The following is a 14345-nucleotide window of genomic DNA, read 5'->3' as shown; positions in this document are numbered from 1 at the left end:
AGCAACCATTATTCAGGAGAAATCTTCTTCTAATCTATTTGGTGGGTCGTGGATGCCAGAATAATTTTCTACCCCGAAGTATTGAGGGGATACAATGTTTGCCCGATCCATTTTGTTGACAAAGACGAGGTGGGGAATTTCCCAATCGTCTAGGAATTTAAATAGAGGGGCAAGGGTGAGGACTCGTTCGCGTATGGGTTCGCAAACTACAATTGCCGCATCGACTCCGATTAAAGCATTGTACGTTTCTTGGGCAAATTCTACACTTCCCGGACAGTCTATAAAAGTGAAGCGAATGCCGCTATACTCAGTGCTAGCGGCGCTGACTTCTACACTCATGTGGCGATCGCGCGACTCGGCAGCACTATCTCCTACTGTATTGCTGTCCTTAACACTCCCTTTGCGGGAAATTGTCCCTGTGACGAATAACAAGCTTTCTAGTAAAGTGGTTTTTCCACTTAAATAAGGCCCGACGATTGCAACATTCCGCGAACCCGATTTTACTTTTTCGTTCATAAAACCCCCCTTGCGGTAAGTCTTTCCTAACCGCATTATTCTGCTGTATATATCAGGGATAAAAAATGGTTCTCTGGAGTCAAAATTACCCCTTCTTTAATTTTTTATTATCCTTCTTTTAATCGAAACTTAAAAAAATTGTAGCCTGTTGTAAGATTTAGCTTAAGAAAAGTTAACTATCACAAACTTTCATGGCAAATTAAAAATATTTGTAAAAAACTTCTTATGAAGTAAATTTAACTGAAAGTGTTGCGAGTCAGGAAATCAATGGGATTATCATCATCTAAATATCGCATAGCAGGGTTAGTAAGTTTGACTTTACTGGTTGTTAGCATTCCTTCACCTTCTCTTTCTCTATCTCCTCCTGTGCCCTCAAAGCTGGCACAATCTCATGGTAAAACTGCCATAGACTGGTTAAACCAAGGTTTACAGGCAATTCAGGCGGGAAAGGTACAAGATGCGATCGCCGCCTTTAAACAAGCAGCCCAATTAGATCCGACATTAGCACCAGCGCACTATAATTTAGGGTTAGCATTCCGACAAACGGGACAATTACAACCCTCTGCGGATGCATTTTATCGAGCGACGCAAGCCGATCCCAAATTTGCTCCTGCTTTTGCTAATTTAGGTGGTGCGTTGTTAGAAGGTAATAATTTCCATTTAGCTAACGATTATTTGCAACGCGCGTTGGAACTTGATCCCAAACTAGGATTTGCCCACTATAACTTGGGGTTGGTACGAGAACAGCAACGAGATTGTGAGCGAGCGATCGCATCTTTTAAAAAAGCCATAGAATATAGCAAAAATGCACCAGAACCACCTTATCATATAGGGATGTGTTATCTCCAACAAGGCAAACTTGATCAAGCCATAAATGCCTTTAATCAGGCAGTAAAAATTAATCCAAAGTATCCAGAAGCTTACTACAATCTTGGTTCAATTTTGTTTCAGCAACGCAAATCACAAGAGGCATTAGAAGCTTTTAGAAAATCAGCTGAAGCTAATTCCAACTATCCCAACGCTTATTATGGTGCAGGATTAATTTTTATGCAGCTACAGAAATATGGAGATGCAGTACAAGTATTCCAATTTGCCAAAGATTTATACAATGCTCAGGGTAATCACCAGTGGGCAAAAAATGCCGAGCAATTGTTGCAACAGGCACAAAATTTAAATTACCAACCTCGCTGAAGCATAAAAGCTTAATATTGCATAACATAAAACTATTGGGTTGACTCGCTGGTGTTGTCTTAACTTGTCCTGATTGGAATGAAACGTACATGCAAAAGCGCCTGAAGAGTCGATTTTTATTTTCCGATCGCTGGCTTGATCGGCACTCAATTGTTCGCAACATGGAAGCCTTCCAAGACTTAATTGTGATTGTTTTGTGTTTGGCTTTGTTTGCCGTCATGCTGATGCAATTGTGGGGGTTATTTATCGCCATTACGCAGCAACTGGATTATAAACATGTGACTGCAAAAATTCTATTTGTGTTGATTTTAGTCGAGCTATTTCGACTGTTAATGGTCTACTTGCAAGAACATAGTATCTCTGTGGGGGTAGCAGTTGAGGTAACAATTGTATCTCTACTGCGAGAAGTAGTAGTTCAGGGAGCGCTGGAAATTTCTTGGGTTAATACAGCTGCAATTTGTGGTTTGTTGTTTGTTTTGGGTGGGCTACTTGTGGTCTGTGCTAAGACGCCACACATGGATTGTATGAGCGCTAACACTAAATTGTGCCCGATTGTCCATAGAGGAGATAGGGAACGGCAAAATGAGTTGGAATTGCAGTATTCACGTCAATGTGATGAAAATCAACCTCTTGGATAAACTTCTATGAAATTAGGGAGTGAGGAGTGGGAGAGGAGAGGAGAAAGAGTTGAAACCATATCGGTTTCTTTAACGGCTGTTAAGCCAAAAGTATTAGTACCTAGCTTACCCTCATAAGGTACTTCCGACGTATTTAACTATACTCTTTTTGGGAGATGAATTGCTCTTGAAGGGTGGGTATAAAGTTAATTATAAATTCTAAAAGAGGGTCAAGCAATGACTACAAATACAGGTAACGGACAGTCTCAAGAACCAATTAGCAACTTGGAGTATGATTTTATCACCGTTTTGCACAACAAGGCTGAAGCCATTAAAGCTTACGAAATTTACATCAAAGATGCAGAGCAAGTAGGTTTTCAGCCTTGTGTAGAGTTGTTCCAAAAATTGCGCCAATCTGATATTGAACACGCACAAGAGGTTCGCCGACATCTACAAGAAGTGCTGCAACACGGTAAGATGTAACCCAGGTGTTTAACTGTGTAGATGTAGCCCGTCGTAGACATCGTTTCTCATTTAGTGAAACTAAACATCAAAGAGGCGATCGCACTTCAAGTAAAAAACTTTATTAATATCTTGCACACTTTGCTTAAGCAATATATAGCAGAGTGTTTCCAAAGATAAAGCGCAATACTCAAGCAGCGCCCACTATCAGCCAAACTGATTCTAGGCTGCTTGTTGTACTTGTGCCACTGTCAAATCGAGAGCCACCGCCACTTGTTCCACACTCAATCCCAATGCCAACAACCGAGGAATAGCTTCTAATTTAGCTTGTTGCCGACCTTCCTGCCGACCTTCCTCCAAGCCATCTTGCTTGATTGATTGATACATCCTTGTCTTTTTGAATTCGTCATCTATACCCAACATTTCTGCTAACTCCTCTCGGCTTAACCGGGTAAATTTGTACAACAGGATAGTCTCTATTAATTCTACAATTTGCTTTCTGGTTGCTTCATCTGTCAGTTGTTGTCTTGCTTGTAAAATCAATTCTCTACCTTTGCCAACGGCTGTCTCTTCTCTTTCAATAATTAATTTAACGATCGCAACTTCAAGTGAGTTCTCCCCTGTATCTAATTCATCAAGATAAATACGTTGCACTTGTGAACTGTTTAGCAGCAACTCATACGGTAGCCGATCGGTGGGATCTAAACTTCGTTGCGGATAGATAACAACAGCACGCCAAAAATTTACTGATCCGTTTTGACGCAAGTAAAGAAAGATTTCGGCAAAGAAGCGTCTATAAAAAGTTGAGTCTACTTGAAACTGGACTTCTACAAAGTACAGTGGTTGATTTATGGTTTGATTTTTGGGGATGAATACCCCATCAATCCTAAAAGCAGTTTCTTTTAGTTCGACTGAAACAAATTCATAGGCGTTGACATTGACAGTCGGATCGCCAATTATTGTAAAAAATATGCTAGGAAAAGCTTGAAATAAACTATAAAATATTTTGTCAGTTTGCACCTGGATTTAGTCAAGCGAAAATTGGATATTGAAAGTTTATCAAAAATAGTGTATGCGTGTCTGATTCTAACAATTCAGATCATGTGGAAAAGCCTATGAAAAACCTAATCCCCTTCCCGACGCTCTAAGGGGGAAAATTCAAAGTCTCTAACGCCACGTGCTAAAGAGCGGGAACGCTAAGAGTGAACAAGTCGGCGCGCAAGGGCGCAGTGGCTCCTCCTTTTGGGAGAGAGAAATAGAAGTGAGGTTTTCTAAATACCGTGAAAAGTCAAGTGTCTGATTCAGTGTTAAAAAAAGCAGATGGTTGCTCCCATCTGCTTTAATAAAAGATTTATTATCTTCTTTACTTGGATACCAACTGATTAACCGGAGCAACCCCAGCTAAATCCAAAATTGGCGCGATCGCATCTTCACGCTTCACCGCCATCACATGGACACCCTGACACAATTGCCGCGCTATTTGCACTTGCTCGGCTGCAATTTTTATCCCTTCCTCAAAAGGGTCTTTGGCTTTTGCCAATCTATCAATAGTATGCTGGGGAATATTTACACCTGGAACACACCTATTAATAAACTGGGCATTTTTTGCCGATTTCAACAGAAAAATTCCTGCCAAAATCGGTTTTTTATAGCCAGCGGCAATTGTGTCCATAAACTTTTCTAGCAGGTCAAAATCGGTAATCAACTGACTTTGAAAAAACTGCGCTCCTGCTTCAATTTTGCGTTCAAATCGACTTTGTAAACCCGACCAACTTTTACATTGTGGATCTACCGCTGCACCAACAAATAAATCTAACGCTCCATCAGTCAAGGGTTTCTCGTTGCAATCAACGCCTTGATTCATCTTCCGAATTAGTTGCAGCAGTCGCACAGCTTCCAAATCAAATACTGCTTTGGCATCTGCATGATCGCCTGCTTTTACTGGGTCACCAGTCAAAGCTAAAATGTTATGGATGCCCAAAGCATGAGCGCCCATTAAATCAGCTTGTAAACCAATGCGGTTGCGATCGCGGCAAGCAACTTGACAAATCGGCTCTATGCCGTTTTGTGACAAAATCACCGACGCCATTAATGAAGACATGCGTAACATTGCACGGCTACCATCAGTAACATTGACAGCATGAACCCTTCCCTTAAGGGTCGCCGCCATTTGAATCATGTGGGCTGGATCTCCCCCTTTCGGCGGTGCTACCTCGGCGGTAACTAGAAATTCACCTGCTTGTACAGCTCTCTTGAAGGCTGTGCGGCTATGGGTGTAATGCATAAAATTAAGAACTTCCATTTATTAAATGGTATAGCAAATCACACCTGAAGGGAAAACCTATAGAGGAAGAGAGTAGCCTAAAGCAGTTTTTACTTGTGATAAAGTTTGATTTGCGATCGCTCTAGCTTTTTTTCCTCCATCCCGCAACACAGATTCCAAATAGCCTTTGTCCGCCGTTATTGACTGATATTTTTCTTGGATTGGTTTCAGGGACTGAATTATCGTGTCCGTCAACAATGGCTTAAATTGTCCCCAGCCCATATCCTGACACTCAACTGCTACATCTTCCTTTCTCTTACCAGAAAGCAATGTATAAAGCGTTAACAAGTTATTACACTCTGGACGCGCTGGATCATCAAAAGTCAGCCCACGAATCGGATCAGTTTTACAACGCTTAATCTTGTATTGAATCTGCTCTGGCGGATCTAACAAACTGATTCGGCTTAACTCGGAAGGATCAGACTTTGACATTTTGCGTGTACCGTCTGCTAAACTCATCACTCTTGCTCCTTCCTTGCCAATCAAAGGGTCTGGTAACTTCAGAACTGATTGATCTGGTTTACCAAATTGGTGATTTAACCGAGCTGCAATATCCCGTGTCAATTCCAAGTGTTGCTTTTGGTCTTCACCCACTGGGACTTTATCCGCTTGGTAAAGCAAAATATCAGCAGCCATTAGCACAGGGTAATCCAATAAGCCTGCGCTCACATTTTCTCCCTGCTTGAGTGCCTTTTCTTTGAACTGGATCATATCTTGCAGCCAGTTTAGAGGTGTAATGCAGTTGAGCAACCAAGTGAGTTCACTGTGGGCGGAAACATGGGATTGGACAAAGATGGTGGAGTGATTTAAATCAAGACCACAAGCTAGATAGAGAGCAGCAAGGGTGTAGGTATCAGCTGCCAACTGTTTTGGGTCATGTGGCACTGTAATCGCGTGTAAATCAGCCACAAAAAGGTAATTTTCGTATTCGCTCTGACCTTCTACCCAGTTGCGAATGGCTCCCAAGTAGTTGCCTAGATGGTAATTGCCTGTTGGTTGAACTCCAGAAAGAACACGTTGCTTGCCCATAAATTTCAACTTAGTTATCTCAAATCCGCGTTATGTAAAGTGGCAATGTCTGGCGACAAGTCGCAACTCTTGGAGACGCTACGCATAGCAAGATCCCCGTAGGAGTATGCGCCTACGCAAAACTCATTTAATTTTGACATTTTCCAGGTCAACTCGCCGTTGTGGATTAGAGATTTTAACTCAACTCGGATTGGTATAGAAACTCTTCATGAAAGAAAACGACAACTTTGTGTAGTAACAATAGATTGTAGGGTGGGCATTGTAATGCCTTACTGTAGTCTGCTGTAAATAAAAAGTCGCTACAATCGCATTGTAAGTCGATGCAATCACATTGTAAGTCGATGCAATCATATTGTAAATCGATGCAATCATATTGTAAGTCGATACAATCACATTGTAAGTCGATGCAATCACATTGTAAGTCGATGCAATCACATTGTAAGTCGATGCAATCACATTGTAAATCGATACAATCACATTGTAAGTCGATGCATTAACAATGCAGAAGGTTGCGTTTAAATGACACGGCAATAGAAATACTAAACCGCAAGACCCTGTAAATAACAATACTTTTTCTCTTGATCTGAGCGCTTTATGTATCTTTAATTTATAGAAATAGACAAAATTTAAGTTTTTGTCAAAGAAAGGAAAACTAACCTAAGAATTGTAAGTTAATTTTTCCACTCCGGAAAGTCTGTTGATGAAAGCTTTACTACTCTAGCCAATAATGGAATGGCACTAAGAAAAGATGAAACCTTAGCCTGAACTGTCTCTATGGTGTAGAGAATAATAAAGAAAAATATAAATAATTGCAAACATCTATAAATCTCTGACCTACTACACCTCAAACTCTCTCATCCCTCTAGATAATGAATTCGCTCAAATCTTAGTGCTATTTGCTCATAAGCTTGTTTCCAGCTTGTTGTCGAACCCAATCACACATCTAGAATTGTTTGAATTTCCTAGTATAAATAGGCTTGATAAACCAACTTTACCGCTATGGCTTTTCTCACTTTACGCATATTTGGTACGCAGAGCGATAAATTCTTGCACTTGATGCGATCGCATCAAGTGTGTCTTTGAGTATCGTTCGCTGAACAACTTCAGAAGTAACTGTTGCGGTTTGTAGATGCTGATTCATTATTGTTTGCTATTAGACTTGTACACACCACAGTATTTTGGCTAATCAAACCTGGGATGGGATTCAAAATCAATTCCTTTTTCAAGGAGTTTTCTGACCTCAACAAGTTTTTGCAATACACGGTAGAACTGATAGCAACAAGGGTCGTACTTGCTTTCTCAAAAATTGCTTAGTGCCATTCGCTTACAAAGGAACTCATTTTCACTACTTTTTTTGCCACCGCTTGTGTTTGAAGCTGCTTTTCATATTTCAAGCGAATTGTGCCAAGATATCCCTGTAATGTTAAGGGTTGCAACGGTAGGCGTTCTGCTGCCCATGAGCTAAACTGCGGCGAAGATGTGGTGCATTTCTATTTTGAAGCTTAAGGACGTTAGAAGACTAATGAAGCAGTACTCTCCACTGACGATTATTTCTTACATATTAGGGCCTACTTTGATCGTAGTGAGTCATTTAGGATCACTACTCATTTTTGTTACTGGCTTATCGTGGGGTGCTGCCTTGTGGGCCGTATTGTTATATGTAATACGAATGCTTGCAACTACTGGCATCTACCATAGGCTACTCACCCACAAGAGCTACCAGGCTCCAACCTCAGTTCTATGCGTTGGAAGTATCGTGGCCGCTTCAGCTGGGCAGATGGGGCCAAGTTGGTGGAAAGCTCACCACATGGCGCATCATCAATGCTCAGACCAAGAAAAAGATCCTCATTCCCCCTATATGCCTTTCAAAGGGATAAAAGGATTCTGGTGGTCTCAAGCTGGATGGCTATTCTCGCTACAGTTTTTTCCCTCGAAGCTTCCTACCGATGTTGAGAGTAATGTGGTTTTGAAGATTGTTGACCGTTTGCACTTCATTCCCACCGTTGCTCTGGGTGCGCTCTCATACTACATCGGTGGAGCTGAATATCTCGGCGCTTTTTTCCTCAGCACGACTGTCCTCTTCCACGGTGTCGCCACCGTCAACTCACTCAGCCATATACTGGGTGAGCAACCGTTCATAACCAACGACTATAGTAAGAACCATTGGCTCGTCGCGTTTCTGACCCTGGGTGAAGGCTGGCATAATCTTCATCATGCATTCCAGTGGTCAGCCCGGCATGGCATAACCGTGCGAGAGGGCCAGGTTGCCTATCTTCCAGACCCAACATTTCGGTTCATCAAAATCCTTGAGTTTCTGAAGTTAGCGTCAAAGATTAGAGTACCTTCTGAACCAGAACTTCTCACTCGTGCCAGAAACCGCAACTATCAGAACTCAGTTTTCAAGGTGGAAGCGGAGATATCTATTTGATATTCTGGTTGACAGATTGCTCAAGATAAAAGTCTGTTCCTTGCCTTCTCAGTAAAGAATCCAAACATTTAACAGAATGAAGATGTTTTTGTCAAGAAGGCATCTTCAGCCAGTTAAATAAGGACAGGCAGGATGTCCATCCCCTAGCAGGTGAAACATTAGCTTTGTCCGGTTAAGCATGAACCATTAAAAATTGACCATTACCATTATATTCTCCATCACAACTAGCAAAATTACGAATAAACCATATCAAATAAAACCTCCATATCCGGCGAAACTTGGCATAATCCATGCCATAGTTTAATGTTTTTATTATTACCTGATTGTCGTCAAAATTTTGTAACCAGTTACTGAGTGTTTTAGAGTAATTAGAGCCATTAAGATACCATCTTTGAATTGTTTTGAGGTCTTGTTTATGGCTTGGAACTGCATCGTAATTCCAGTACCGACCGTGTGGAAAAATATATTTGTGAGTGTAAACGCTGGACATATTGTTAGGGATGCGGACTGTGATGATGTGAATTAAAACTTTGCCATCATCCTTCAGAAACGAAGCTAATTTTTTCAAGGCTCCCGTTAAGTTACCAACATGACAAAAAACACCAATCGAGAGGATTTTATCAAACTTCGCCTCGAAATTTGCATTATTCAAATCACCTTCATATAGGGTAAACCGATCTGAACTGAGATAACTCTCAGGATCTTGCATTTTGTGGCGGATATATTCACATTGCTCGTGGCTCAAATTAAGACCCGTAAACTTGACATTGGGGAACTTAGAAAGAATGTAATTAGGAACACATCCCCACCCGCACCCAAAGTCTAAGATATTGTCTCCGTCCTTGATGTCTAGCTTTTCAATCACATCATCAATCATCTGCATCTGGGATTGCTCAAGGTTTAATGCTCCTTTTTCCCACAATCCCATGCTGTACTTAGGATAAATGAGTTTCCCGTCCCCCAACATAGTATTCAGCATGGCTTGAGGCAAGTCGTACTGAATTTTCATTAGTTCTCGTGATCCTACGGCGAGATGGTCAGTTTCTTTTAATACCCATTCATACGGTGCCAGTAGGGATGGGAAATACTGAAAGAAAATTGGCATACAGGTATCAAAAAGCGATTCTATGACGGAATCAGGAACTTCTAATCCGTTGATATAAGCCTCTGCCACTGCCATCTGGACTGTGTTAACTACCTCAACCGCCCTACGAGTTGCTTGGTATGCTAATGGACTCTTGATATTTATATCTCCCACAATAGGGATATACTTTTCTATTTCTTGCAGTAGGGTACTAGTAGTCATAGTCACACTCCTAAACAAGCATTAAAATCATGCAACATGAGTATAATAATTAATTAGATTTTTTTAGTTTTTTAACACCAAAATGTAAGAACTTGTAACATACATTTAGGAATATTTATCTCCGACGCACCTGACGGCACTTTGACTTGATAAAAGGTAAGCATACTGAGGGCAAACGTCCTATAACTTGGCATGAACTGCGTTTATTTCCAATAATTGTATGGCGTCAGGGTGTTGTTCGATCAACTCGTTTCCGTTTCTAGTGGCAGTTGGTTGCGATCGCTTTCCAGAAACCGCATTTATTGTATGATTACTTCGTAGCATTGAGTAGGTGAACACTTCTTCAGCTTCTGTCATGAGGTGAAGGTGCAACTGGAGGCATAACTGGAAACATTCAAACAACAGCAGCAAACACAGGAGATAGAAAAAGCAAGTTATTAGTTGTCACATGTTAATTGGTTTTACGAAAGGTACTTTAGCCGTTTGCAATAGAGTTAACGATAATCATTCAACCAAACTCTTAAACTCGATTTACCTTTCTGCTAAACCCACCTGTCCTCCAATTAGCCCCAGAAATCCAGTTCCAAAGTGCTGAATCTCCAAAAAACTTGCTTGCTCCGGTGAGGTTTTGTAAATTCGGAATGTCTTCATAATTCCTAATGTGGCAGCACTTTCTAGAGGCCCAACAAAGCTAATATCCCGGTCGAGAAAATAAGTTTGATTAGCCCATTGAGCCATTTGATTTGCATTCAAAAAGTAGCAGCCTGCGTGAGGATTGAGGGCACGACGAAAGGTTATTGGTGTATTCAGAATTGTACCCTTGAGTTCCTGTTGCTCCTGCACATTTTGAAAGGGAGCAGTTACTCGTAAAGCCAAATCCCCATCAATGTAAGCTTTGTGAACCAAACCGTGGGGAGAGACTTCATAACGATGTGGCTGGAGCAAATTTAAATCACCCGCTTGTTGCGTAAACCAGTTTAATTTTATAAAAAACCAAGGGTCATAAATAATTAGGTCATCTTCAAGGAAGCAGTAGTAATCATACTGACTGAGACAACTTTGCAGAACAGCTTGGCATTCAAACCCCAAAAGCAGAGGTTCTATATTAGTAGAATGATGCTTATATAAATGAGATGGTAAGGGAAGCTGATTCAGAAGATGATTATCTTTAGTTGTACAAATAACAATATCTAGTTCATGCGACTGGGGTTGGTTAGCAGGGAAAGCTAGTCGTTGAGCAATGTTGATGATACTTTGAGATTTGCCCAATAATTGGTGTAAGGCGGTAAGGCTTTTAGTTAATGCCTGCAAGCGGGGTTGTGGGTCTTTGCGTTGAGAAGCATGACGACCCTCACCGCTAGGTTTGAAAAAATGAGCAATGGTAAAAATAATTCGCATTGAGGCTATTAATTTATTACTTGTAAATATCTTAGTTTCATTAGTTTTTCCCAATCAAAAAACTTCAGTGTACCCCAATTAAACTTCGGGAAACTCAACCCCAACTGCTTATCTAATTTCTGCCGAATCCTTTAGAACTTGGGCGCTTTTTCAAACTATCAGAACCTTTACCCGCGAATATCCATTGCAAATGCTGTGGTAACAGTTTCGCTAAATCATAACGCTTCAAAATAGTCTCTCGCGCATTGGCACGAATTGCTTGCATTTCCTGAGGATGATTCAGCGCCTCTTCAACCCGATTAGCAATATTCTCCGCAGAAAAGAAATCTACCAGCAGTCCATTTATCCCATCCTGTACGACTTCCAATACTGGCTGAGTCTTAGAGGCTACTAATAAACATGCTGCTGCCATGACTTCTAACATTGACCAGGACAAAACAAAAGGACGGGTTAAATAAACATGAGCAGAAGAAGCTTGCAAAACCTGAAGATACTCATTGTAAGGAAGCCTATCTGTAAAGTGCAGCCTCGATAAATCTAAAGGTAATTTTTCTAGCATTAATTTTTTATAAGTCTGACCATCGGGGAGATTCTTCCCATAAGCCACCCTATCTTCTCCCACAACTACTACATGGCACTTAGGTCTTCGCTGCTGAATTAGCGCCACCGTTTCCATAAACTGCGGAAAACCTCTATAAGGTTCCATCCCCCGTCCCACATAAGTTACCAACTCTTCCACATGGGAAAGATCAAGATTGATTCTTGGTAAAACTAACTTTGCGCCTGGTTTGGGGACAAAAAAGTTGGTATCAATACCATCATGAATTACAGTGATTTTGCTATGATATTCTTTAGGAAACTGCTGTCGCTGCCAATTCGTTGGAGAAAGACCGCGATCGCAACTATATAAATCAGTCAAAATCGGCGCATTTTTTACGCGGATGCGGCATACATCATCAACATTCAGTGGTTCCTTAGGATCAAAATCTGCATCCGAACCGTGAGCGTGGTAAAACCACTCGAAATAACACAATAATTCGGCTTTGGGGAAAATATCTTTTATAAATAAAGTCGGCCCCCAACCAGAATGACCATAAACTATATCTGGAACGAAACCCTCAGCTTTTAATTTTTCTGCCACGCGATAGATAGCCTGAGCAGTGAGAACAGCATTTTCCAGATTGCGAACATAGTGGTGGGTTTGGGGAGCAGCTTCACGAGAAGGAGTGTAAATAGCTTTATAAACGCCAGGTATTTCTCCTTCACGACGATTTGTCCCAAAGACGACTTTGTAATTAGGATTTTTACCTAAAACTGTCGCCAGGTTGCGAAATTGCGACGGAAAATTGGGATGTAAAAATAAAATCTTCATTGGAATAATCTTGATTAATTTATTGCGAGATAAAATAAATTAAGACAAGCTGCTTAAGATTATAAGATTATTTACCACGATTTTTAGCAAGTAAACTTAGGTAAATGGTTATCCGAAAATGCAAAAATAATCACAAATTCGTGTTATAACTATGAAATTTATTGGCATTGATTTAGGTTGGAAATCACAACCAAGTGGATTATGCTGCTTAAAATGGATAAATGGACAACTGCAACTACTTGATCTAGACCGTAAAGAAGCCATTGCAGACATCCTCACCTGGATTGATCAGAGTGTAAAACCAGATGAACCAGCCATCATCGCCGTAGATGCACCTACTCTCATACCCAACGATAGCGGGAGTCGCCTTCCCGACAAACTCAGCCACAAGTACTTTGGCAGATATCATGCAGGATGCTACCCAGCTAACAAAAACCTACCCTTTGCAGAACGCACCATCAACTTTGGTCTAGAATTAGAATCACGCGGTTTTGCACACGCACCCACAATAGAACCACAAAAACTCAGCAGATATCAAATAGAAGTCTTTCCTCACCCAGCAATCGTTAACCTATTCAGCTTAGAACGCATCCTCAAATACAAAAAAGGACGCCTCAATGAGCGCCGCCTAGAATTAATCAAACTCCAAAATTATCTTTTACATATCCTCCCCTCTTTTTCTCCTGCTCTACGCCTCTGCGGTTTTTTCCTTCTTGAAATCCCCACCACAGGCGCAGCCCTCAAAGCAACCGAAGATAAACTAGATAGTCTGATCTGCGCTTATGTTGCTGCTTATTGGTGGTATTGGGGAGAACAACGTAACCTCGTATTAGGCGATCGCACCACAGGCTATATTGTCATCCCTCAAAGAATTTGAGCAAAGGCTTCGCGTATGCTGCTTTAGAGTCCTTGCTTCTGATTTAGATATTGCGACGCGATCACAATATCTTATCCCTAGTAAACTAGACTAATCAATGGGGGTATTGTAGATTGGTAGTTAATTGTGTTTGGGAAAAAACCCTTCCTTAAACGCTTCCTTAATTGCCTCGAAGAATTGCTCTGAAACAGCATCATCCATCGGCAGTGGCGTCACTCCTTCCTCAGGTTCAGAAGAAATTTCTTGCCATTCACTGACAGGAATCTTTTCTTTCTCCAAGCTCTGTAGCTCATCTAGCGTAGCGAAGACCGTCCAAACTGAAAAGTCTGTGATCCGCAATAACACCTCAGTGTCATTGATTAACTCATAGCTCCATAGCTGTTCAAAAAAATCATAGCAGCCATCTTCCTCAAATTTTCCACGTTCTCGAATGAGCGCTCTTGCTGCTGGCGTTAAAGTGCCTTCAACAACTATACAGCCCACCATTCCTGACCAAGGTTGTACAGACACTTCCTCAAGCGCTAAAAAATCTGGTCTGTTGCCACTTAACTCCTGCCATCCTGGAAAGTACGCCCGAAACCTGTCAGCCTTTTTCAGGTAGAAGTCGAGGATGCCTTGCTGAATCTGTACTGTGTTTTGGGTAACTAGAAAACTTGAACGAGACATAAAAATAGCCTTTGAAACCCCTAAGAGGACGTGAGTTCGACGGGTTGAAAAAGAAGCAAAAAAAAGCTGAGACTGGAATAATTCTAGCAGTAGTTATTTTTTGGGTGTGACTGCGTAGCATAATAAAAGGCGTTGCTAAACTTAGATCAGCAACGCCTAA

General features: G+C 41.2%; 14 protein-coding genes and 1 pseudogene. 6 read left to right on the top strand and 9 right to left on the bottom strand.

All coding sequences use genetic code 11. From position 1 onward, the window contains the following. Positions 1–93: 93 nt before the first annotated feature. A pseudogene (locus tag V7K21_RS11575) lies at positions 94–516 on the bottom strand (GTP-binding protein); the annotation flags it as partial. A gap of 267 nt (positions 517–783) precedes the next feature. Between V7K21_RS11575 and V7K21_RS11570 the strand changes: the two are divergent. The 3 genes from V7K21_RS11570 to V7K21_RS11560 all read left to right on the top strand — a co-directional run bounded on the left by V7K21_RS11570 (position 784) and on the right by V7K21_RS11560 (position 2807). Then, a complete protein-coding gene (locus tag V7K21_RS11570; RefSeq protein WP_335174300.1) occupies positions 784–1707 on the top strand; it encodes a tetratricopeptide repeat protein in 924 nt (307 codons plus the stop codon). A gap of 89 nt (positions 1708–1796) precedes the next feature. Then, on the top strand, positions 1797–2345 hold the full coding sequence (locus V7K21_RS11565; RefSeq protein WP_335174298.1) for a phosphate-starvation-inducible PsiE family protein: 549 nt from the start codon (positions 1797–1799) through the stop codon (positions 2343–2345). Positions 2346–2561: 216 nt separating this feature from the next. After that, positions 2562–2807, top strand: a complete 246-nt coding sequence (locus V7K21_RS11560) for a hypothetical protein (protein ID WP_335174296.1) — start codon at positions 2562–2564, stop codon at positions 2805–2807. A 201-nt stretch (positions 2808–3008) separates the two neighbouring features. On the opposite strand, the gene V7K21_RS11555 is transcribed toward V7K21_RS11560, so the two are convergent. The 4 genes from V7K21_RS11555 to V7K21_RS11540 form a co-directional block, all read right to left on the bottom strand. Beyond that, on the bottom strand, positions 3009–3806 hold the full coding sequence (locus tag V7K21_RS11555; RefSeq protein WP_335174294.1) for an Rpn family recombination-promoting nuclease/putative transposase: 798 nt from the start codon (positions 3804–3806) through the stop codon (positions 3009–3011). A 343-nt stretch (positions 3807–4149) separates the two neighbouring features. Continuing rightward, positions 4150–5070, bottom strand: a complete 921-nt coding sequence (locus tag V7K21_RS11550) for a methylenetetrahydrofolate reductase (protein ID WP_335174302.1) — start codon at positions 5068–5070, stop codon at positions 4150–4152. 57 nt (positions 5071–5127) lie between these two features. After that, positions 5128–6138: a tryptophan--tRNA ligase gene (trpS, locus tag V7K21_RS11545; protein WP_335174292.1), complete on the bottom strand. Its 1011-nt coding sequence runs from the start codon at positions 6136–6138 to the stop codon at positions 5128–5130. A 1009-nt stretch (positions 6139–7147) separates the two neighbouring features. Then, complete coding sequence (locus V7K21_RS11540; RefSeq protein WP_335174290.1) at positions 7148–7279, bottom strand: hypothetical protein; 132 nt, start codon at positions 7277–7279, stop codon at positions 7148–7150. Between the two features lie 336 nt (positions 7280–7615). Here V7K21_RS11540 and V7K21_RS11535 point away from each other — a divergent pair, with 336 nt between their 5' ends. Further along, a complete protein-coding gene (locus V7K21_RS11535) occupies positions 7616–8566 on the top strand; it encodes an acyl-CoA desaturase (RefSeq protein ID WP_335174288.1) in 951 nt (316 codons plus the stop codon). Between the two features lie 172 nt (positions 8567–8738). On the opposite strand, the gene V7K21_RS11530 is transcribed toward V7K21_RS11535, so the two are convergent. Then, positions 8739–9872 carry an SAM-dependent methyltransferase gene (locus tag V7K21_RS11530; RefSeq protein ID WP_335174286.1) on the bottom strand — a complete coding sequence of 378 codons (1134 nt, stop codon included), beginning with the start codon at positions 9870–9872 and terminating at the stop codon, positions 8739–8741. Between the two features lie 146 nt (positions 9873–10018). Between V7K21_RS11530 and V7K21_RS11525 the strand changes: the two genes are divergently transcribed. Beyond that, a complete protein-coding gene (locus tag V7K21_RS11525) occupies positions 10019–10135 on the top strand; it encodes a DUF4070 domain-containing protein (RefSeq protein ID WP_335174285.1) in 117 nt (38 codons plus the stop codon). 268 nt (positions 10136–10403) lie between these two features. Here the strand turns inward: V7K21_RS11525 and V7K21_RS11520 are convergent, their stop codons facing one another. After that, a complete protein-coding gene (locus tag V7K21_RS11520; RefSeq protein WP_335174283.1) occupies positions 10404–11270 on the bottom strand; it encodes a calcium-binding protein in 867 nt (288 codons plus the stop codon). 112 nt (positions 11271–11382) lie between these two features. Further along, positions 11383–12642, bottom strand: coding sequence for a glycosyltransferase family 4 protein (locus V7K21_RS11515; RefSeq protein WP_335174281.1), 1260 nt, complete (start codon positions 12640–12642; stop codon positions 11383–11385). 151 nt (positions 12643–12793) lie between these two features. Between V7K21_RS11515 and V7K21_RS11510 the strand changes: the two genes are divergently transcribed. Further along, entirely contained in the window at positions 12794–13519 is a 726-nt protein-coding gene (locus V7K21_RS11510; RefSeq protein WP_335174279.1) for a DUF429 domain-containing protein, read from the top strand. 120 nt (positions 13520–13639) lie between these two features. On the opposite strand, the gene V7K21_RS11505 is transcribed toward V7K21_RS11510, so the two are convergent. Continuing rightward, positions 13640–14185: a hypothetical protein gene (locus tag V7K21_RS11505; RefSeq protein WP_335174277.1), complete on the bottom strand. Its 546-nt coding sequence runs from the start codon at positions 14183–14185 to the stop codon at positions 13640–13642. Positions 14186–14345 lie beyond the last annotated feature (160 nt).

Origin of the sequence: Nostoc sp. (assembly GCF_036919595.1) — a bacterium.
Taxonomy (GTDB): Bacteria; Cyanobacteriota; Cyanobacteriia; order Cyanobacteriales; family Nostocaceae; genus Nostoc.
Note: the sequence above shows the minus strand (reverse complement) of the source record. Positions and strands in the feature narration are given on the sequence as shown.